This is a genomic window from Vreelandella arcis, assembly GCF_900103865.1.
GTDB classification, from domain to species: domain Bacteria; phylum Pseudomonadota; class Gammaproteobacteria; order Pseudomonadales; family Halomonadaceae; genus Vreelandella; species Vreelandella arcis.
Map to the genome: position 1 here is coordinate 56,234 of NZ_FNII01000001.1, position 20,641 is coordinate 76,874.

At 50.7% G+C, this 20,641-nt stretch carries 24 protein-coding genes; 20 read left to right on the forward strand and 4 right to left on the reverse strand.

The window, feature by feature from the left end; genetic code table 11:
• The first annotated feature begins 45 nt into the window (after positions 1–45).
• From BLR97_RS19675 to BLR97_RS00330, 10 genes are all read left to right on the forward strand, one after another.
• Entirely contained in the window at positions 46–186 is a 141-nt protein-coding gene (locus BLR97_RS19675; RefSeq protein WP_155705954.1) for a hypothetical protein, read from the forward strand.
• On the forward strand, positions 183–1,217 hold the full coding sequence (locus BLR97_RS00290; protein ID WP_027958524.1) for an ABC transporter substrate-binding protein: 1,035 nt from the start codon (positions 183–185) through the stop codon (positions 1,215–1,217). The genes BLR97_RS19675 and BLR97_RS00290 overlap by 4 nt, the downstream gene beginning before the upstream one ends.
• Before the next feature lie 94 nt (positions 1,218–1,311).
• Entirely contained in the window at positions 1,312–2,376 is a 1,065-nt protein-coding gene (locus BLR97_RS00295) for an ABC transporter ATP-binding protein (protein ID WP_089701330.1), read from the forward strand.
• Positions 2,369–3,271 (forward strand): ABC transporter permease, encoded by a 903-nt coding sequence (locus tag BLR97_RS00300; protein ID WP_089701332.1) that lies wholly within the window; start codon positions 2,369–2,371, stop codon positions 3,269–3,271. The genes BLR97_RS00295 and BLR97_RS00300 overlap by 8 nt, the downstream gene beginning before the upstream one ends.
• A gap of 11 nt (positions 3,272–3,282) precedes the next feature.
• Positions 3,283–4,077, forward strand: coding sequence for an ABC transporter permease (locus BLR97_RS00305; protein WP_089701334.1), 795 nt, complete (start codon positions 3,283–3,285; stop codon positions 4,075–4,077).
• 10 nt (positions 4,078–4,087) lie between these two features.
• Complete coding sequence (locus BLR97_RS00310) at positions 4,088–5,206, forward strand: NAD(P)/FAD-dependent oxidoreductase (RefSeq protein ID WP_089701336.1); 1,119 nt, start codon at positions 4,088–4,090, stop codon at positions 5,204–5,206.
• Positions 5,181–5,486, forward strand: a complete 306-nt coding sequence (locus BLR97_RS00315; RefSeq protein WP_089701338.1) for a (2Fe-2S)-binding protein — start codon at positions 5,181–5,183, stop codon at positions 5,484–5,486. Before BLR97_RS00310 ends, BLR97_RS00315 begins: the two co-directional genes overlap by 26 nt.
• On the forward strand, positions 5,483–6,871 hold the full coding sequence (locus BLR97_RS00320) for an NAD(P)/FAD-dependent oxidoreductase (protein ID WP_089701340.1): 1,389 nt from the start codon (positions 5,483–5,485) through the stop codon (positions 6,869–6,871). Before BLR97_RS00315 ends, BLR97_RS00320 begins: the two co-directional genes overlap by 4 nt.
• The gene (locus BLR97_RS00325) at positions 6,871–7,989 is read left to right on the forward strand and encodes an NAD(P)/FAD-dependent oxidoreductase (protein ID WP_089701342.1); all 1,119 of its coding nucleotides are present in this window, start codon (positions 6,871–6,873) and stop codon (positions 7,987–7,989) included. The genes BLR97_RS00320 and BLR97_RS00325 overlap by 1 nt, the downstream gene beginning before the upstream one ends.
• Positions 7,990–8,031: 42 nt before the next feature.
• Positions 8,032–8,376, forward strand: a complete 345-nt coding sequence (locus BLR97_RS00330) for a RidA family protein (RefSeq protein ID WP_089701344.1) — start codon at positions 8,032–8,034, stop codon at positions 8,374–8,376.
• Positions 8,377–8,434: 58 nt separating this feature from the next.
• Here the strand turns inward: BLR97_RS00330 and rph are convergent, their stop codons facing one another.
• Positions 8,435–9,172 carry a ribonuclease PH gene (gene rph, locus BLR97_RS00335; RefSeq protein WP_089701346.1) on the reverse strand — a complete coding sequence of 246 codons (738 nt, stop codon included), beginning with the start codon at positions 9,170–9,172 and terminating at the stop codon, positions 8,435–8,437.
• Positions 9,173–9,317: 145 nt separating this feature from the next.
• Here rph and BLR97_RS00340 point away from each other — a divergent pair, with 145 nt between their 5' ends.
• Complete coding sequence (locus BLR97_RS00340) at positions 9,318–10,196, forward strand: YicC/YloC family endoribonuclease (protein ID WP_089701348.1); 879 nt, start codon at positions 9,318–9,320, stop codon at positions 10,194–10,196.
• Between the two features lie 293 nt (positions 10,197–10,489).
• A complete protein-coding gene (locus tag BLR97_RS00345; protein WP_089701350.1) occupies positions 10,490–11,728 on the forward strand; it encodes a tyrosine-type recombinase/integrase in 1,239 nt (412 codons plus the stop codon).
• 172 nt (positions 11,729–11,900) lie between these two features.
• Here BLR97_RS00345 and BLR97_RS00350 read toward each other — a convergent pair whose 3' ends face one another.
• Positions 11,901–12,158 carry a helix-turn-helix transcriptional regulator gene (locus tag BLR97_RS00350; protein WP_211605010.1) on the reverse strand — a complete coding sequence of 86 codons (258 nt, stop codon included), beginning with the start codon at positions 12,156–12,158 and terminating at the stop codon, positions 11,901–11,903.
• Between the two features lie 88 nt (positions 12,159–12,246).
• On the opposite strand from BLR97_RS00350, the gene BLR97_RS00355 reads away from it, so the two are divergent.
• The 5 genes from BLR97_RS00355 (at position 12,247) to BLR97_RS00375 (ending at position 17,031) form a co-directional block, all read left to right on the forward strand.
• Positions 12,247–12,858 carry a helix-turn-helix domain-containing protein gene (locus BLR97_RS00355; protein ID WP_089701352.1) on the forward strand — a complete coding sequence of 204 codons (612 nt, stop codon included), beginning with the start codon at positions 12,247–12,249 and terminating at the stop codon, positions 12,856–12,858.
• A gap of 218 nt (positions 12,859–13,076) precedes the next feature.
• Positions 13,077–13,493 carry a DUF6088 family protein gene (locus tag BLR97_RS00360; RefSeq protein WP_211605012.1) on the forward strand — a complete coding sequence of 139 codons (417 nt, stop codon included), beginning with the start codon at positions 13,077–13,079 and terminating at the stop codon, positions 13,491–13,493.
• Positions 13,490–14,452 (forward strand): nucleotidyl transferase AbiEii/AbiGii toxin family protein, encoded by a 963-nt coding sequence (locus tag BLR97_RS00365; RefSeq protein ID WP_089701354.1) that lies wholly within the window; start codon positions 13,490–13,492, stop codon positions 14,450–14,452. Before BLR97_RS00360 ends, BLR97_RS00365 begins: the two co-directional genes overlap by 4 nt.
• A gap of 189 nt (positions 14,453–14,641) precedes the next feature.
• The gene (locus BLR97_RS00370) at positions 14,642–15,172 is read left to right on the forward strand and encodes a hypothetical protein (RefSeq protein WP_089701356.1); all 531 of its coding nucleotides are present in this window, start codon (positions 14,642–14,644) and stop codon (positions 15,170–15,172) included.
• 191 nt (positions 15,173–15,363) lie between these two features.
• Positions 15,364–17,031, forward strand: a complete 1,668-nt coding sequence (locus BLR97_RS00375) for a hypothetical protein (RefSeq protein ID WP_089701358.1) — start codon at positions 15,364–15,366, stop codon at positions 17,029–17,031.
• Positions 17,032–17,149: 118 nt separating this feature from the next.
• Here BLR97_RS00375 and BLR97_RS00380 read toward each other — a convergent pair whose 3' ends face one another.
• Together BLR97_RS00380 and BLR97_RS00385 are read right to left on the reverse strand one after the other, a co-directional pair.
• Positions 17,150–17,500: a helix-turn-helix domain-containing protein gene (locus BLR97_RS00380; RefSeq protein ID WP_089701359.1), complete on the reverse strand. Its 351-nt coding sequence runs from the start codon at positions 17,498–17,500 to the stop codon at positions 17,150–17,152.
• Positions 17,501–17,567: 67 nt separating this feature from the next.
• Positions 17,568–18,257, reverse strand: a complete 690-nt coding sequence (locus BLR97_RS00385) for a YagK/YfjJ domain-containing protein (RefSeq protein ID WP_089701361.1) — start codon at positions 18,255–18,257, stop codon at positions 17,568–17,570.
• Between the two features lie 619 nt (positions 18,258–18,876).
• Between BLR97_RS00385 and BLR97_RS19855 the strand changes: the two genes are divergently transcribed.
• The 3 genes from BLR97_RS19855 to BLR97_RS19680 all read left to right on the forward strand — a co-directional run bounded on the left by BLR97_RS19855 (position 18,877) and on the right by BLR97_RS19680 (position 20,617).
• The gene (locus BLR97_RS19855) at positions 18,877–19,209 is read left to right on the forward strand and encodes a hypothetical protein (protein WP_089701363.1); all 333 of its coding nucleotides are present in this window, start codon (positions 18,877–18,879) and stop codon (positions 19,207–19,209) included.
• Between the two features lie 133 nt (positions 19,210–19,342).
• Complete coding sequence (locus BLR97_RS00395; protein WP_089701365.1) at positions 19,343–20,311, forward strand: DUF932 domain-containing protein; 969 nt, start codon at positions 19,343–19,345, stop codon at positions 20,309–20,311.
• A gap of 129 nt (positions 20,312–20,440) precedes the next feature.
• Positions 20,441–20,617, forward strand: a complete 177-nt coding sequence (locus BLR97_RS19680) for a hypothetical protein (RefSeq protein ID WP_170832953.1) — start codon at positions 20,441–20,443, stop codon at positions 20,615–20,617.
• Positions 20,618–20,641: the final 24 nt, after the last annotated feature.

A 20,641-nucleotide genomic window follows, 5' to 3' on the forward strand; every position in this document is an offset into this window, starting at 1 on the left:
CATAACATTAGCGAATAAGGTGCCTAACAAAAGGCATTAGTCCTGATGCCTGAAGCAGTGCTAGCTTCATTGAAGGTCGCACTGCCCACGCCTTCTGACCGTTTTCTAGCAATACCAGAAGCGGTGGCGGCCATTGATAACAACAAGCAAAACACCAACATCAATGACAGGACACTGCAAATATGAAAAGACTGAATAAGCAAACGACCGCAATGGCAGGACTGGTATTTCTTGGCATGAATACAGCTCTTGCTGAACCGCTATACGTAGGTTCCTATGGTGGTTCTACCGAACAAGCTATGCGTGATGAAATCATTCCAGCCTTCCTTGAGGAGCATGAGGCGGAAATCATCTATGTAGCAGGAAATTCCACCGATACCTTGGCTAAGCTGCAAGCCCAGCGTGGAAACCAAGAGCTTGATGTAGTGCTGATGGATGATGGCCCGATGTACCAAGCTATTAATCTAGGCTTCTGCTCACCGATGCAAAATACCGCTATGTTAGACGATGTCTACGACATTGCACGCTTCCCTGATGACAAGGCTGTTGGTGTTGGCTTAGTCGCTTCTGGTTTTGCATACAATGCCGAAATGTTTGAGCGTAATGGATGGGAGCCACCTTCATCTTGGAATGATCTGGCCGATGAAAAATTTGCCGACAAGTTGGTCGTTCCTTCCATTAGCAATACGTATGGCGTGCATGCCTTGGTGATGGCGGCACGACTTAACGGTGGGGGGGAAAGCGATATCGATCCTGGCTTCATCTTTATGCAAGAAGAAGCCGCGCCCAATATTCTCTCTTTTGAGCCTTCTGCAGGCAAAATGTCAGAACTTTTCCAAAATGAGGAAATTGCTTTATCAGTTTGGGGTAGCGGGCGTTTACGCGCGCTTGCTAATACCGGTTTCCCTGGCGCCTTTGCATATCCTGAAGAAGGTGCCGTTGCTTTGATGGTTGCTGCCTGTGTAATAGAAGGTAGCGAAGAACGCGAGTTAGCCGAAGCGTTTGTTGAACATTTGCTGACCCCTGAGTCTCAAGAATTGTTGGCTGATACGCAAGGCTGGGGGCCTGCGCAGCGAAATGCAGAATTACCCGATGATTTAGCGGAAATCCTTCCTTATGGGGAAAAGGTCGACCAGCTAGTGGCTGTGGATTGGGATGTTATTAACCCTAATCGTCTTGAGTGGACTAATCGATGGAACCGTCAGGTTGAGCGCTAATCCTGCGCTTAATCTCTTTCTTTATTGATAACACTTAAGACAACACACCCTTGCTTTCAACACGATAGGTAAGGGTGTGTGGGAGTCCTATACCATGAGTTTTCTGCATTTAGAGTCACTGACTAAGCGTTATGGCAATAACGTGGCTGTGCAAGATATGACGCTTGATATTGCCCAAGGCGAGTTTGTCTCCCTGCTTGGCCCATCGGGGTGTGGGAAGACAACTACATTGCAAATGATTGCTGGTTTTGTTGAGCCTTCTCGCGGGCGCATCTGGATGAACGGCGATGATATTACGTCCTGTAAACCCAATCAGCGGGGAATAGGAATTGTGTTTCAAAGCTACGCCCTTTTTCCCCATATGACCGTCGCAGAAAATGTTCGATTTGGTCTGGAAATGCGCAAAGTTCCGATCAGTGAGAGTCGCCAACAAGTATGGGAAGCGTTGGAACTGGTTCGTCTTGAGCATCTGGAAGATCGGTATCCTCGCGAACTATCTGGCGGGCAACGCCAACGTGTCGCCCTGGCTCGTGCTCTCGTAATTCGTCCGCCGTTGTTGCTACTTGATGAGCCTCTTTCAAACCTTGATGCACAATTAAGAGAAAACATGCAGATTGAGCTGCGGAATATTCAGCAGCAGGTTGGCACTACAACCCTGATGGTTACACATGATCAATCGGAAGCACTTTCACTTAGTGATCGTGTTGTGGTTATGAATGAGGGCAAGGTAGTACAAGTTGATGAGCCATTTTCAGCTTATGAAAATCCTAAAAATAAATTTGTTTCATCTTTTGTTGGAAAGACCAATTTATTTGCTTGCCACATAGATCAGCAAATCGGTAGCCAAGCTCAGGTCAAACTAGGTGATTATCAGCTTGAAATCTCTGTGCCTATCGATATTCAAGGTGATCAGGTTCAATTATCAATCCGTCCAGAAAAATTAGAGCTAACACATCAAGGTGCTGGCCAACTAAACGGATGTGTTCGTACAAGGTTATTTCTAGGGAATCACTGGTTATACCAAGTGGATAGTAGTATCGGCGAGCTATTAATTACTCAACCTAATTTAGGAGTGCAGGGAGCCGCAGTTGGCGAAGATGTAGGAATTCGCTGGCAGGAAGGAGCTGTACGTATTCTGGGGGAGCAAGCACATGACTGAGCTCACCTCTAGCCTATCTCCTTCTATGTCGCGTACTCGTACAATTAATCCGGTGCCGTGGTTACTGAGTGCGCCAGGTGCTATTTTTTTTCTTGCCCTATTGGGCATGCCACTAATAATGACGCTGATACTTAGTTTTAATAGCTTTGATTATTCGATTGGTATTGTTTCTTCATTTGGCCTTGAAAACTATTATGAAGTTCTTCGAGATAGTTACTTCCACGAAATATTTCTGCGTACCTATAGTATTAGTATAGCAGTAGTAATTCTCTGTATTATTATAGGCGTACCAGAAGCTTATATTCTTTCAAGAATGCGTAATCCGTGGCGTTCGTTATTTCTAGTCGTTACTTTGGCACCATTATTAATCTCAGTAGTAGTGCGAACACTTGGTTGGGTATTGCTGATTGGTGGTAATGGCTTACTGGGTAAATTTTTGGAAGCAATTGGTATTGCTGAGTCTAGTGCAGGTAACTTGATGTACACTCACACCGGCGTAATTCTTGCGCTGGTACATGTTTTAGTTCCATTGATGGTGATCTCGGTTTGGGCCGCTCTTCAGAAGCTTGACCCTGCGGTAGAACATGCTGGTTTGTCGTTAGGCGCTAGCCACGGGACAGTTTTTCGACGCGTAGTCATTCCTCAAATATTGCCCGGTATCCTTTCCGGCAGCTTGATTGTATTTGCCTTATCAGCCAGTGCTTTTGCCACCCCAGCCATTATTGGTGGGCGCCGTCTAAAGGTAGCGGCTACTGCTGCTTACGATGAGTATCTCAACACTATGAATTGGCCTATGGGGGCTGCAATAGCCATTGTGCTGCTGGTGGCCAATGTTGTCGTGGTGATGAGTTATAACCGCATGATGGAGCGGCGTTTTCGTCGCACCCTGGGCTAGGAGACTTCCGAATGCTACATAACAGTAAACTTGCCCTTACGTTTCACTCGTTATTTGTCGTTTTTCTACTTGCTCCCTTAGTAGTGGTAATGCTGGTAGCTTTTACACCGAATGGCTATATCTCTTACCCGACAAATGGATTTTCTCTTCGCTGGTTCGTGGCAATCTTTGAGTACCCTGCTTTTATCCGTGCTTTCTGGAATAGCCTTTATCTTGGCGTTGCTGCTGCCAGTATTTCGGCCCTGTTAGCGGTGCCGGCAGCGCTAGCTATTGTCCGCTATAGTTTCCGTGGTCGTGATGCATTAGTGGGTTTGTTTTTATCACCGCTAATGATTCCTCATGTTGTACTTGGGGTAGCATTCCTCAGTTTCTTCTCTCAAATAGGCATTTACGGTAGCTTTTGGGCACTCATTGCAGCTCATGTGATTATCGTTATGCCCTATACCATGCGCTTGGTGATGGCATCTGTATTTGGCATGGATCGTAGTGCGGAAAAGGCTGCTTTATCACTAGGCGCTTCCCAGTGGACGATGTTTCGGCGCATCACCATACCGATGATTCTCCCAGGAGTCGCCGGTGGCTGGATCTTAGCGTTTACTACCAGCTTTGATGAGTTGTCGATGACCATTTTCGTGGCCTCACCCAGCACAACAACGCTGCCTGTTCAGATGTACAACCATATTGCTCATACCGTCGATCCATTAATTGCCTCTGTTTCTACGGTGTTAATCGTTTTGACGGTGCTATTTATGGTGCTGCTCGACCGGCTCTATGGAATTGACAAAGTTCTTATCGGTAAAGGTTAAGGAGCCGACTATGCAGCAGTGTGATTTCGCCGTCATTGGTGGGGGATTAGTAGGTAGTGCAATTGCTTATGGCCTAGCCAGCCAAGGTCACCAAGTTAGCATACTAGATGAAGGTGATGTGGCCTATCGTGCATCGCGAGGTAATTTTGGATTGGTTTGGGTTCAAGGAAAGGGGCAGGAAATACCGCGTTATTCCCAATGGAGTATGCGTTCTGCATCCAAGTGGTCGGCACTTTCTCAAGAGCTCTTTGAGTTGACTGGGGTCGCAACTCAGCACCACAACCCGGGGGGAGTCCATCTTTGCTATAGCGAAGCGGAATTGGCGAGTCGCGAAGTAGATCTTGATGCACTTTCTCAAGCAACGGATCGCCAGTTTTCGTTCAAAATGCTGAACCATAGCCAGTTACATGACTTGATTCCTGAAATTGGCGAAAGCGTAACGGGCGCTTCATGGTCAAGCTGGGATGGGCACGCTAATCCTCTTTATCTGCTTCGAGCGCTACATGCTGGCATTCGTTGCCATGGAGGCCGCTTCCTTGCTGTTGGCAAGGTAAAGGAGATTCGGCGTAATGGGGAGAGTTATGTGATCGAGAGCAATCATCAAACCATTACGGCGGACCGTGTCATTTTGGCTGCAGGGCTTGGCAACCGAGAACTAGCTCCGCAGGTAGGGCTAGATGCACCATTAATACCTAATCGGGGTGAAATCCTGGTTACTGAACGAATGCGGCCACTGCTTAACCTACCAACGACCTATCTACGTCAGACCGGAGAGGGCTCAATTCTCATGGGCGACTCTCATGAAGACGTCGGTTTCAATGACGGTACTGAAACACCCGTGCTTGCTCAAATTGCTAAGCGCGCCGTAAGAGCGTTACCGGCACTTGCAAATACTCGAGTGGTTCGCAGTTGGGGAGCCTTGAGAGTTATGACACCTGATGGTTATCCGCTTTATCAAGCATCTGAAAGTCATCCTGGGGCTTTTATCGCTTGTTGCCATAGCGGTGTGACGTTAGCCGCAGCCCATGCAAAGTGTTTGGCGCCCTGGTTTGCAGGCGCTGAAGCACCTTCTGAAATCACCCCTTTTACTGCGGAGAGATTCCATGTTCAAACGTCTATCCCCGCCTGAAGCCACTAACGAAGCGGTAGTAACTTTCCACTTTGATGAGCAGACCGTGACGGCTCGCCTTGGCGATACTGTCGCTGCGGCATTACTCACTTCGGGCATTAGTATCTGCCGGAGTACGCCGGTTAGTAATGCCCCTCGTGCTCCTTACTGCATGATGGGTGTGTGCTTTGAATGTTTGGTGGAAGTTGATGGCAATCCCAATGTTCAGGCCTGCCAAGTGGAGGTTCGCGATGGGATGCATGTCCATACACAGCAGGGTGCCAGGAGATTAACTTCATGATTACGCATGACCTAGTCATTCTCGGTACAGGCCCAGCAGGTATGGCCGCAGCAACTACTGCCCTCGAATATGGCATTACGCCGGTGGTAATAGATGAGCAGCCTGCGGCGGGTGGTCAAATTTATCGTGCATTGGAAAGTACCCCTGTGCGTGATCGGCGGATTCTTGGCGAGGATTACTGGTCTGGCGAGTCTCTAATCAAGGGGCTTAAAGACCCTCAAATTGACTATCGTCCTGCAACCACCGTGTGGCAGTTGACCCGGCAGCGCGAAATCGGGCTATTGCATGATGACAAGGCAGAAATGATCTGTGCGCGACATATCATCCTTGCCACAGGAGCCATGGAGCGGCCAATGCCAATACCTGGTTGGACATTGCCAGGGGTCATGACAGCAGGAAGTGGTCAAATATTGCTCAAGAGTGCCGGGGCCGTGCCCCAGGCTCCAGTCGTATTAGCCGGCTGTGGCCCCTTATTATTGCTGCTAGCCACTCAGTATCTTCGCGCAGGTGTCGAGATAGCGGCCATTCTTGATACTACGCCACGGAATCGATATCGCGCCGCTCTTAAGCACACTCCCGGTGCGTTACGTAATGCCAGCACCCTATTAAAGGGGGTGGGACTCTTACGTGAACTACGTCGTGCAGGTGTTCGCCACATTAAAGGCGTAAGCGCTCTGCGCGCCGAAGGTAGTGGTCAGTTGGAGCGCGTTTTATGGAAGCAACAGGGCGATGATAATTGGCAGACACTTGAAACGCCTACCTTGCTGCTTCATCAAGGCGTTATCCCCAATACCCAAATCACTCGGGCGGTGGATTGCCACCATGAGTGGGATGAGCAGCAATTATCTTGGAGGCCACGTCTGGATGAGTGGCTGAGCACCGATATCCCAGGTATTGCCGTAGCGGGTGATGGAGGCGGTATCGTAGGAGCCAAGGCCGCGGCCATGCAAGGTCAATTAGCGGGCCTGGGGGCTGCCCTGGCGCTAGATAAATTAACCTTGGCAAACAGTACTGAACGCGCCCAACCAATTCGTAAAGCACTAGCGCGTGACACTGCTATTAGGCCTTTTCTCGATGTGTTGTATAGACCTGCAAAACAATGGCGTTTACCCGATGACGATACGCTAGCCTGCCGGTGCGAAGAGGTAACCGGCGGAGAAATCCGGCGTATGGCCGAAATGGGCTGCCGAGGGCCCAACCAAACTAAGTCGTTCACTCGTTGTGGCATGGGGCCGTGTCAAGGCCGTATGTGCGGTATTACCGTGAGCGAACTGCTGGCAGATGCCAATCAGCAGAGTGTTGAAGAGACCGGCTATTACAGGCTGCGACCACCTTTCAAACCGATCACCCTCGGACAGCTTGCAAAGGCGGCGGAGGAAGGCTGATGTCTCGTCGTGTAGTGGTTGTGGGCGCGGGATTTCATGGTTGCAGTGCTGCGCTGCGATTAAGTAATCAAGGGTATGAGGTCACTGTCATTGATAAGGCCTATGCCGGTCGCCATGCCTCGGGCGTCAATGCCGGTGGTGTACGTCGGCTCGGCAGGCACCCGGCAGAGATACCGTTAGCGATAGCTGCTTGGGAACGCTGGCAGAACATGACGAGTATTGTCGGTGACGATTGTGGGTTTCGTCCTGTTGGGCAAATCAAAGTGGCTGAAAACAATAATGATATGGCCATCCTCAACGAACGTGAGCGCCAAGTGCAAAACCTGGGGTACCACCATGAAAAGCTTATCAACCGTGATGAGCTACGCAAGCGGCTACCGGCGTTGGCTGGCCATTGTCCAGGTGGGCTTGCGTGTGATGGCGATGGCTTTGCCAATCCTTATCGCACTGTTACTGCCTGGCGTCGCGAAGCTGAACGCCAGGGCGCCTGCTTCCGCGAAGGTATCGAGATAACTGATATAGAGCCTAAGGGAAATGGCTGGCGCCTAAGTGGAGGCGAAGAGCATTTTGATGCCGATTTGCTTGTCAATTGTGCTGGCGCTTGGTCAGGAGAGCTTTGCAAATGGCTTGGAGAACCGGTTCCCCTCACTGCTGAGGCTCCCATGCTAATGATCACTGAGCGACTATCGCCATTTTTAGGGACAGTAGTGGGCGCCACATCGCGGCCATTATCTTTTAAGCAGTTTGAGAACGGTACTGTTTTGATTGGAGGAGGGGTGTGCGGTGTCGTGGATATTGCTCGCCATGTGGCCGAAACCCGCTTGGGTGGGTTGGCGGAGAATGCCGATACCGTCGTCAGCCTGTTTCCGTTCATGAAAGAGGCACGCATCATGCGAACCTGGGCAGGCGTCGAAGCAGTCATGCAGGATCACATTCCTGTAATAGGTCTCAGCAGTCAACACGACAATGTTATTCACGCGTTTGGGTTCTCTGCTCACGGCTATCAGTTAGGCCCCATTACTGGAGAAATAGTCGCCGATCTTGCCATGGAGCGAGAGCCCAAGCTCCCCATTACTCCTTTTTCTATTCAAAGGTTTCAAACACCTTGTCCTGAATAGGACGAGTTAACGTACGCCAATTAAGGCAAACTGGAGATTATTATGATTAAACGACATATCCAAACACCTATTATGCACCGCGCTGTAGAAGCGAATGGCTTTGTTTTCTTCGGTGGAATAATTGCTGATGATCTTACGCTTGATATGGCAGGCCAAACACGCCAAGTGCTTGATAAACTGGAAAGCTATCTAGCCGAAGCAGGTACAGATAATAAGCGAATCGTTACCGCAACTGCTTATGTCTCTGACTTGAATCTCAAGAAAGGTATGAACGATGTGTGGACTCAATGGTTTGATGCTGACCATCTGCCAGCCCGAGCCACATTAGGCGTTGCTGACCTTGGCGAGAATGTACTTTTAGAATTAGTAGTGACTGCGGTTAAGTAATCGCGTAACACTATTGCTGGCGAACTTTTACGCCAGCAATAGTGCTTGATTGCTCTATCTAGCCACGAATCCCCAGCGCCTCACGCTGCTGTTCACGCAACTCATTGCCTGCTTTTTCAGCGAGGTCGAGCATGGCGTTGAGCTCGGCGCGGTTAAAGGCGCCCGCTTCAGCGGTGCCCTGTACCTCAATCAGCTCGCCGCTTTCGGTCATCACCACGTTCAGGTCGGTGTCGGCTTTGCTGTCTTCCGGGTAGTCCAGATCCAGCACCGGCTCGCCTTTATAAATGCCCACGGAAATGGCGCTCACCAGCTGCTTGAAGGGATCCCCTTTGATCTTCTTCTCGCGCTGCAGGTAGCGAATGGCATCCACCAGTGCTACACAGCCCCCGGTAATCGCAGCGGTGCGGGTGCCGCCATCCGCCTGAATGACATCGCAATCCACGGTAATGGTGAATTCGCCCAACTTCTTCAAATTTACCGACGCGCGCAGGCTGCGGCCAATTAAGCGCTGAATTTCCAGGGTGCGACCACCTTGCTTGCCGCGGGTTGCCTCACGGCCGCTACGTGAGTGGGTAGCGCGGGGCAGCATGCCGTATTCGGCGGTGATCCAGCCCTGATTTTTGCCACGCAGCCAGCGCGGCACGCCCGCTTCTACGCTGGCATTACACAGCACCTTGGTATCGCCAAACTCCACCAGTACGGAGCCTTCCGCGTGGCGGGTGTAATCGCGGGTTAAGCGAATATCGCGGAGCTGGTCGGCTTCGCGACCGCTGGGGCGAACAACATCAGGACGCATAGCACCTCACATCAGACTATTGATAAAAACAGTGACCCCATTGTACACGTCAACACAGCGGCTGACGGGTCTATTCAAAGCGGGCCTCTCAACCTCGTCTGGATCGGGTAGACTGTCCGAAATGCGCGACTAACAGGAATCACGAATGGCCAGCCCACGCCACGTCCACAGTATGACGGCTTTTTCACGCGCCGAGCACGTCGCCTCCTTCGGTACCTTGCAGGTGGAAATTCGCTCGGTTAACCAACGCTACTTAGAACCGCACTTTCGCCTGCCTGACACTCTGCGCGAGCTAGAGCCGCTGCTGCGCGATGCCCTGCGCGAGCGCTTAGCACGGGGAAAAGTGGAATGCAGCGTGCGGTTTGACGCCGCTGAGGCCAATCAAGCCCCGGCGGTAAATAGCCAGAGACTAAAAGATATCGCCGACGCTCTGGCGGCGGTTCAGCAGCAGGTGCAAAGCGCCGTGCCGCCGACTACCCTGGAGCTACTTAACCAGCCGGGCGTGCTGGAAACCCAGCACCTTGACCAAGAGGCTATCAAAGCTGCTGCCGCCACTTTGTTTGATCAAGCGCTGGACGAGCTGATCGACGCCCGCGCCCGGGAAGGCGAAAAGCTCGCCGAGATGATTACTATGCGACTTGCGGCAGTCAGCGAGCAGGTGATTACCGTGCGCGGCCTGCTGCCGCAGATCCTGGAGCGCCAGCGCGCCCAACTGCTGGAGCGCCTGGAAGTCGCCAAGACCGAACTCGACCCGCAACGCCTGGAAGCCGAGTTGGTACTGGTGGCGCAAAAAGCTGATGTGGATGAAGAACTCGACCGCCTAACCGCACACGTTGAAGAAGTCAGCCGCCAGCTCGCCCAGAAAGGCCCCAAAGGTCGCCGTCTGGATTTCCTGATGCAGGAGCTCAACCGCGAAGCTAATACGCTCTCGTCAAAATCTGTCGTAGCGGAGACGACTCGCTGCGCCGTGGAGTTGAAGGTGTTGATCGAGCAGATGAGGGAGCAGATTCAAAATATTGAGTGACTTCCAGTTAAATCCAATATCGTGTATTAAATATTGATTTTATTGATATTTTTATAATTTTTTGTCCAGTTGTGTCCAGCGATATCTAGCTTAAGCCAGCATAAAGTGGGGAGTAGATTGGGGAGTAGGTAGGGCTACTCCCCACAAAATGAGGTAAAATATAAGAATATACTCCCCACTTTCAATAAAAAATCTATATTTTTCATATAGTTGTGTTAATTTCATGATTTTTTATTATTTTAGAAATCAATAGGTTACGGGTGGCTCAGGCGCAGAGATAGGGAACACGCTATATGGGAAGCTTTACAGCCCGACGGGTACAAGCATATGTGAAAGATGGCAAGCCAGGCCGCTACAGTGACGGCAATGGCCTTTACTTCATGATTCCTAAAGGGGGTGCCGCTCCCTACTGGATGCTGCGCTACACGATTAATCGAAAGCGGCGGGAGCTGACTTTGGGTAAATACCCGCATGTGTCGTTAGCGGAAGCCCGGATAAAGACAGTCGAAGCTCAGGGTTTGATTCGTGACGGGGTTGATCCCATTGAGGCTCGTAAGCGTGAAGAGCAAATCACGATCCGCACGGTCGATGATCTGTTTTTAGATTGGCACAAAGAATTACTAAAGCGGCTGAAGCATCCGGGCATCCCTGAGCGAATTTTTAATAAAGAGATCGCGCCGTCCCTTGGTAGCATGACGGTTGATAGCGTTACTCCGATGGATGTTCGCGACATCATCAGAAAGGTCTCAGCAAGCGGGCGCCCTACCATCGCTAACGATACCCTGATGTATCTTAAGCAGCTGTTTAATCATGCCATCAAACTGGGCTTGCTGACATATAACCCAGCATCGGCTTTTAATGTAAATGACGCAGGTGGTGTCGAGAAAAGCAGGGATAGAGCGCTTAGCATTGATGAACTCCATCACGTCTTCAAAATCTTCAGAGATAACAACGACAGCTTTAGCCGTGAGAATTATTTAGCCTGTGCTTTGTTGCTCGTGCTAGGAGTGCGCAAAACGGAGCTGATTGAAGCTCCGTGGACAGAATTCGATTTAGAAAACCAGCGTTGGAAGCTGCCCAGTGAACGCAGTAAATCGGGAACAGGGCTCATCATCCCGCTCCCGCGCCTTGCCGTCACATGGCTTGAGGAGCTGCATGTACGTGCATGTGGCTCTCCTTATGTGTTTCCGAATCGCCGAAGCAGCAAACAGCCTTTTATGGGGAAAGACACGCTCAATCGTGCCATTGCCAAGCAGTTTGGTCATGAGGCAGGAAAAAAGAAGCAGCCAGCGAATAAAATGGGCGAGACACAAATGTTTACGGTCCATGACCTCAGACGTACCTGCCGCAGCTTGCTAGCTGAAGCTGGGGTGCCTGGTCATGTTGCTGAACGCTGTTTGAATCACAAATTAAAAGGGGTCGAAGGAATTTACGACCGTTATGACTACTTTAAAGAGCGCAAGCAAGCGTTAGAGAAGGTCGCTTCGTTGGTGTGGCCTATGATTGAAGCTCCTGAGTCCAAGACCTGTTAGGGCCAGCCTATAAGGAACCCGCGCAATTTAAGCGTGGCTGCCATGGCAGACATAGGCTTGGCGGGTGTGTTGCCCTAAACCCTGGAGGCCAAATGCCGAGCATTCAAAATATTAATACCTGTTATGCCGGAGACGCGTTGTGCCGTTTAGGCCAAAGCAATGAGAGCTAGAATCAATGTCTCATCATTACTTGCTGTTGCAGCCAGGTATCAATTTCTTCCTCTAGCCAAGCAACAGCTCTTGCTCCAAGCTTGATTTGCTTCGGGAAAGTAGGGTCGTAAGCCGATGATTTTGGATCAAGTTTGCTGTAGATGGTAGATCTGGACAACCCCGTTCTTACCTTGACGTCATTGATTCGTAGCATACAGGTAGACGTAAATCCTCCGTGTTTGTATGGCTGAGTGGTGCTGCGGTAGGGCTCGATATTCATGAATGTCTCCAGGTTCTTATGTCACAAAATTAACTGATGTGTTTATATAGTGACATTCTAGCCCGATTCTAGACGGAGTCAACTCAATATGTACGAAACAACACGATTAGCGATCGCCCTACGGATGGCGCGGGCCGCTTGCCAATGGACCCAGCAAGAGATGGCTGACAGGTTAGGCGTCACAAAAAGCGTCATTACTCGTAATGAAAAGCCAGATATGGCGATGCGAGCGGATACGCTGGTAAGGCTTGTCTACGTCATGCGGGAAGAGAAGGTAGAAATTGATGTCTTCAGTACGCTTGATTGCGTCAGGCTATACGCAGAAGGGGAGATGCTTGACGCCATGGCAATGCGCGTGGCCCGTGCAGCACTGAATATCAGCCAACAATCTTTTGCAGACCAGGTAGGCTTGACCAAGCCGTTAGTGACACGTGGGGAGAGGCCTGATCATAAAATGCAAGAACCCAGGTTTTTTACTATGGCCGATAGCCTTAGAAACCAGGGTATTAAAATTGATTATGTACCAATCGTCAGTGACCTTACCGTTACCATACAACGACACGCTGTGGAGCTTATTGAAGCGAGATCCGGTAGTTCTGCTTTGCCAGGTGAGCCAACGCAAGAACTGATTCCGACCAGTTTTGCAGATAAGCTTAGCGGGAAAACTTATAAAAAACATGAAGTTAAAGACAAGGTGTAGATATCGCTTCGTACATGGTGAGCTTACCCGTGATTGGTTCACAATAAGGGGGAGGCGAGGATGATTTGCGGCAGCTGTTATTTCTATTTTTATCAGTAATGTTTTGATTTTAATGGCTAAAATCCATATTTTATTTTTTGTTCATGTCGTGTTTTTGTATTTTAAAGCCTGAAGGTATAGAGTAATTCCAGTCATTGCCCAGCTACTGGAGGCGTTACATGACCACTCCAACACTCGAGTCACGCATTCGTGACAAAATTCGCAAAAGTCGGCGAATGGTGTTTCTACGTGATGATTTTGCTGCTCTGGGTGGTTACGACCAAGTTGGACGTGTGCTTCGGCAATTAGAAGCGCAGGGAAGATTAGTACGTATTGGTAAGGGGCTATATGCCAAAGCGCGCCAAAACCGTATCACGGGTAAGCCAATGATTGCGGCGCCCGGTGGCTTTGATCAAGTCGCCAAAGAGGCATTGAATCGCCTAGGGGTTCAGTGGGAGCCAGCCAGTGCAGAAAAGGCTTATCAGGCGGGACGCACACAAATTCCCGCGCGAGTGATGGTCAAAGTGAAAGGCCCGTTTCATCGCCAGATTGCCTACGGGAAATATCGCTTGGGTATTGAGCGTGCTTCAGCATGAACATCGATCCGGGGTTGTTTCCCGACGTGGCCGATGCGCTGGGCATTGATAGCCCCGCTATCGTGGAAAAAGATGTATATGCTGTCCAGTTACTGAGTCTGCTTTCAGAGCTGCATTCGGGAACTTTTGAGTTGGTATTCGCAGGCGGTACCAGCCTGGCAAAAGCCCACCACAAGCTTTTCCGTATGTCCGAGGATATCGATATCAAGCTTGTTCCCCGCGATGGGGTAGCAACGGGCATGTCTCGAACGGCGCTTAAGGCAGCAAGGAAAGCGGTTCTGTCTGAAATAGAAGCAATCATCAGTCGTTCCCAGATCCTGGCAATTGATCCCGATAGTGAGGTCGTCAAGCGTAACGAGTACCGCTATGCGGAGTTTACCGTTCGCTATCCCCGTACCCAGGGCAGCATTTCAGCGCTTCGACCTGACTTGAAGCTAGACGTCACTGCATCAGAGCTATACGAGCCCGCCGTGGCTTGCTCTGTCAGCTCTTTGTATGCCAATGCTCTTCAGCTACCGCCAGAGGTAGCTTCCTTTCCGGTGGTTAGCCTAAATGCCACGATCAGCGAAAAGCTGGTGGCATTACTGCGCCGTACAGCTCATGTGAATCGTGATCCTTCCCGAAAAGACGATGAAACGCTAGTGAGGCACGTCTACGATCTTCACATGGCGACATCTGGCGGATATGACATGGCCGCATTACGCACGCTGGTAGAGGCGGTCATAAAGACCGACTTAGCTCAGTTCGGTAATCAACATGCGCAATTTGCCAATAGCCCTGCAGATGAATTGCGATATGGCCTCGGGTGCTTACAGACCGATCCTATCCATCAGGATCGCTACGAGCGTTTTATCGGCCCGCTGGTTTATCACGATGAGCCCGCGTCCTGGCATGAAGCCTTGCAGACTGTGGACGAATTGGCCAAGCAGCTGCTGCCGGATGCTAGTGCTGAGTGCTGAAGCTTGCTTTTACCCATAATGCCATCTGTTGTTCGCCTATCACGTCGTACCTTGAATAACGGCCTCAGCCGCTTTGGGCGGCTTTCTATGCCGTTACCTAGCTACCTATTAGCTTTATGGAATAAAGCCTGGGAGGCGTGGGGTATCGTTTTTGGATAAACTACTAATCTTTTAGGCATTTTAGCGGCTATGAAAATTTCTTCTGCCCCCGTCAGCTATCAGACCCACGTTCGTCCGGCGCAAGTGCGTGACATGATTCGATGCTGTGAGGATCTACAGCAGACATTCAACCGTCTGGCCGATGCGACGACCAAAAACCTTGACCATTTTCAAGATGTTAGTAAAGAACCCGACTGGAAAGCAGTAGCGCTTCGGTGGCCGCAGCATTCAGCAGTACGGGCATTCAAGGAAGCCGCGCTCAATAACCACTTCGTATGTGCCAATTGGAAGACGTTTGATGAGCTTCAAAGTGAAGCGTATCGGTCACGCGAAGAATTGCTGACAACACGGTCTTTAGTGCCAGCGGAGGCTGACTTCATTTGGCTACGCCGTTTCATTCATTCAGTGGTGATGTGGGAAATTAACACGATCGAACCTTATCCGCCGACGCTGCGGGTGGCGCGGGCAATTCAGGGCTGGAAGGGTGTCGCCAATGCCTTACAGAAGGAGCTGAATAAGATCGATGGCAGTGACGACCCTTGGGCGACACTAAGACGTTGAGGTTATTTAGCGTTCAAAGTGTTCTGCCAACCTGTTGGCATGCCGGCTATCATCACCGACAGCATTGATTAAAACATCGTCGAAATGCCAGAAAATGCTCAGCAATTAGTAGGGCTCCTAGGTGACATATTAGTCACAATCTGTAAATTACAGCCATCATGCGGCGTGCAATGCAATGCAATGGAGAGGCAATGAGTAGCGAACACGACTTCTCGTACGACCCTAGAACAGGCGAGTGTGAGGCCCCCAAAAATGAAAACTGGGGTATACCACCAAATCCGTTTTTTCAGCCGCCCGCCCAAAGCAACGTGCTTTCAGAGAATTCCCCTTCTCACCACGCCCAGCAGCAAGTAGTACCAAAATCTTCAATAAAGGCGAGGGGCGGGAATCGAAGTCGTAAAGACAGGGTCGTGACTGAAATTTATCACTTGTTAAAAAAACATTATTTCAAAGGCATGACACCTCGTGGTACGGAGCTGTTGATTAATTACAAAACCTCACTTGCAACCCCCTTGGAAGTGGAGGGTTTCGTCAGCGATATTCAGAGCTTGGCTCTTCACACCACAGGTCTAGCGATTAATACCAAAGAAGTAGGGTTGGCATTAGGAGCTATCAAAGGCGATGAACCTGATGCTCAAGGGGTGGCGGCGAGTACTGGATTGACAGTACTAGGTGGGCAGGGAAGTCTATATTTATTGGCTCATGAAGAGATTGTCGAAATTCATGCGCAAATGGGGTTCCACCCATTGAAACAGTTTCAGGAACCTATCGGCTTCGTTCGCCTAAAAAATGCGAGGCCACCAATTTTTTACGCTCTGTATGGTCAGGTAGCTTATCAGCCACTAATTAGCTTTTTAGATCTGCTAAACGTGCCTAGGGAAAGCCAGCTACTAGTTTTAGCGTGGCTAGTAACTTGCTTGATTCCCAATGCTGATAATGTGCTTTTAGAAATTGTTGGTGAGCGCTTCAGCGGGAAAAGCACGCTGCAGTCTGCTTTGAAAACCTTGATAGATCCTAGTTTAGAACCGTTGATAGGTGATACTCCCCAAAAAGAGGCACAAATGTTCGAGCTAGGCAAGCGAGATCACGTGATCAGCCTAGATAGGGTAGACAAAATGTCCCCAAAAGCCCAAGAAGCATTAATGACTCTTTTGAAGGGCAAGCTCACTGACATTAGTGCAAAAAAGTCCTCGGGACAAACGCGAGTATTCCTTAGTCATCCTGTCATTATCAATAGCGCTGAAAGTGTGGTGACGTGGGCAGATTTGGCCGATCGCAGCATCTTGGTTTCGTTACCCCGGCTAGAAAAAATTGTGGATCATTTTCTTGAAAAACCGGCGGCTAATAGTTCTTTTCAGCCTGCCTTTGCAAGTTTAGTTGCCTTGCTAAGTTATGTTCATGCTAGTTGGAAATCCGTTAGAGCGACTGCAGCTCCTGCAGGGATGGTGGATTTTTACTGTATTGGTATAGCGGTAGCTGAGGCGATGGGAGGAAGCGCTTCGGACTTTGATCAGCAGCTGACGACAAGCTTGGAACGGCGTTTCGAGATGGAGCTTTATGAGTACCCTGTAGCAGCAGCTGTTAGGGATTTACTGGGAGCTTCTGGCAAAGAAAGCTTGGATCTGCCTGTCGGGGAGCTGTTGCAAAAATTAAATGACTTTCGGCCTGATGATGCACTGGATAGCCAGTGGCCTCGTGGCCCAAGAGATCTAGGATCAAAGCTAGATAAATGTTCAGGCTTGATGGAGGCATATGGCATGCGTGTCGGCCCAACTGAGCGTAAAGGAAAACGCGGTGTTTACCATCGTAAAATTGAAAAATGCACCCCTCAGCTATACCGCGCACGATCACCATTTTAAAAATTGCTAATCCTCTAACCAAGGATCAGGTAATTTTTCGAGGCAGGATGTCTGGAGGTGTAAAATTAATTTATTTGTTAATTTTCTGTATTTATAGCGTTTATTTTTAATAAATAAGCTATAGATGTCCAGTTATCTGGCTGCGGTGTCCTTCTAGCCACCGGCAAAGCAGCGTCTGCCCTGGACCTTTCGGATAGCGCCGCCCCTGCAACCACTCCTCCAGGGTGCGGCATGGCACCCCCAGCTCTTCAGCCATCTGGACTTGAGTGATCCCTCGCTGCTTACGCACGGCAGCAGCATCGCGGATTAGTCGGCGCTTGGGTTCATCTTGCTCCATGGCGGCTAGTCGTACTTGGTCGGGGTCTAATGTTTCCGGCAGGTACACCTGTGACTGGGGCTGAGATGGCGTGTTTGAACCAGCAGCATTGCTTATCGACGCGGTAGGGTGTTGCCAAGGGTATCGTGCCATGAGAACTCTCCTGTATACCAAAAGGAAAGGCCCGCGTTGACGGGCCTATATCATGGTAGAGCAGGTGCTACTTATTGCTTGTCAGTAGCCCCCTGTGGCGCTGACCATAGACTTTGGTATGCGCCTTGCAGAAATAGCTCATCCGGTAGAATGCTTCAGAGAACTGGGCGTATTCATCACTGGGTTCCAGGCGGTAAAAAGTACAACCAATCTTTTTCCTTGTACATTGCACCCTTTTCCCGGCTTCTGTTGGTGAGATCTCCAACGCACTGGCCCAAGCATCAGCGATACGCAAAAAATTGTTTTCACCCTCGTAATCCCTACTCCCCATCGTTCGAAAGGCATTACCGTTCAGAAGCAACATGACGTGAAAATGGGGGCGCTGGCTGTTGGTGCCAATTTCACGGGCAATAATGTGGCGAACCGGGCACTTATGTTTCACGTTGTTTCGCTTCAAGTGTGAATCGATCTTGCTCTGAAACGAGGATAAAAACCGCCGAATTACCTTATTGGTCTCGGCATCGTCTGGCAGTGTAAGCCCCAGCGGCAATTGCAAGTCAAAGCGCAGCACCAATACCCGCTTGTGTGCATTTATGGCCTTTTTAAAGACTCGATACCCATCTTCCAGGTAGTCAGGGAGTAGCGGGCCTTTGTCGGTCATTACATCCATGTGTGTGTCGTCGGAGGTAATGAATATTGGCTCGTAAAGGAGGCTGTGATTGCGATTGGCTTTTAAGCGCTTTGGTTTGTGGATCATGATGATAAGTCTCGCTGACGATTAGGAAAAAGTGAGCAGATGAAGCTCACGGCTATCGCCACGATTCATTGGCAGAGGAACCATTACCCGCCTCGAATAAGCACCATATAGCCATCAGGGATAATTTAGCGTTGCTAGTATCCCGAATTGACGGCTTCCCATGAGTGAGCTTGCTACGCGCTCATCGTTGCTTACTCGCGCTGTATTACTCCTTCGGAGATACGCTTAGTTCGATGTTCCTATATATACTAACGGACCCCTAAAAATCAGTAAGATACGTCAAGGGAGCTAGGCTGGGTTTCGTTACCTCAAACACCGTCTGTACCCTCGCTTGGCTGGTTTTTAAAGCTACGTCAGCTACTCTCACCGGAAATGAACTCGTGGCATCAGATAGCCACGCCGTGTAAAGAATTACACCACCCTGTCTAAGTACTCCGGCACTTGCCGCCGGAGGCCGTAATTCCCCACTTTTTTACGTTGCTGCCGGATACATACTATGTACACATCGAGCGCAACTTTCTAAATCGATTGAAAAAAATCTCAACTACGTACTACCTCCATGAAGCTATCAGGAATGGCTTGATACGCATCCATTCGCTGTCCTTGGAGGAAAATCATCATGACGATCCATTGCCCTAACTGTGGTTCACCACACGTTATATCCCGCAATGTTGGAAGAAAGCTGGGCGGTACCACTGGAGCGGCTGCCGGTGCTGCCTCTGGTGCAGCCGGTGCCCTTAGCGGTGCCAAAGCAGGTGCGCTGGTCGGCGCAATGGTCGGGCCCGCAGGCATTACGATTGGCGGTTTGTCCGGTGCCGTATTTGGTGGTTTGTTAGGCGGCACAACCTTTGGTGTTGCCGGTGCCAAGCTGGGCCATGAGATTGATCAAAAAATGCTCGATAACTACGCCTGCTGTGCCTGTAAGTGCACCTTTCGTCCCCACGCTGAGTAACCGCCTGTCAGCGGCCCTTTCTAACGCTTAATTCGTTCACTCCCCCTATCCGCATCCGCTTGCCCGCCTTATTCAGGGCGGGCCGTTATGCCGTGTGCGCTCATTAATATTGAAAAATCTGAAGGAGTTTGTAATGGCTCATCTCGTTGAACAAATGGCTTACGTTGGCGATACCCCTTGGCATGGCCTGGGGCAGCAACTGACCCGTCATCAACCGCTGGAAGTCTGGCAACAACAGGCCGGTATGAACTGGCACATTGAAGAAGCCCCGGTGCGTTTTATTGCCGAGGGTGCAAGCCACTTGGGCAGCATCCATTCGTTCCCGGAGCAAAAGGTGCTCTACCGCTCGGATAGCAAGGCCCCACTGTCGGTCGTCTCGCAGCGCTACAAGGTGGTGCAGCCTGAGGAAATCCTGGAGTTTTACCGCGACCTGACCGAGTACGCGGGTTACGAGCTGGAAACCGCCGGTGTGCTCAAGGGCGGGCGTAAGTTCTGGGCCCTGGCACGCAGCGGTTTGAGCACGTCGCTGAAAGGCCAGGATGAGGTGAACGACTACCTGCTGCTGGCCACCTCATGCGATGGGACGCTGGCGACCATGGCCACGCCGACTACGGTGCGGGTGGTGTGCAACAACACGCTGCAAATTGCCGTGGATGGCACGTCGCAGGCGGTGAAGGTGCCCCACCGCTCCGAGTTCGACCCGCGTGCGGTGAAACGTCAGTTGGGGATATCCGTTTCCCAGTGGAATGACTTCATGTACCGCATGAAGGCCCTGTCGGAACGCAGGATCGACCACCGTGAAGCGCAACAGTACCTGCAGTCGGTGCTCTGCGGTGCCGAGAAAGCCATGGACGATCCCTCCAAGCTGCCCAATTACCGGGCGCTCAATAAGGTCCAGAAGCTTTACCACGGCGAAGGACGAGGCTCGCACCTGGTAACCGCCAAGGACACGGCCTGGGGCCTGCTCAATGCGGTAACCGAGTACGTCGACCATGAGAAACGGGCACGCAGCAACGATACCCGCATGGATTCGGCGTGGTTCGGCCAGGGTGCCCAGCTTAAGCAGGAAGCCCTGGACGCAGCCTTAGCGCTGGTTGCATAGCCCGCCAGCCTGGACGCTCTTCCCCAACAAGCTGTTTCCATTTCCATGAACCCTATCCTCACGGCATAGACGCCCGGCCCCTCAAAGGCCGGGCGTTTTGCTATGGGGCCAATATGACGAGGTACCGACATGACATTCGTATCCAACACCGTCGAAACCGGGCTGACCCGACTGACCGAAGCCCTGCTGGCCAAGCAGGCCCACTACGCCGACACGGTGGTCTGTGCCCAGGGCAAATTCTACCGGGCGGAAGTCCGCCTGGAACCCATTGATCCCGAGGCGCTGGCCGAGCACATGGTTGACTAACCCGATACCGAGAGAGACACCTCT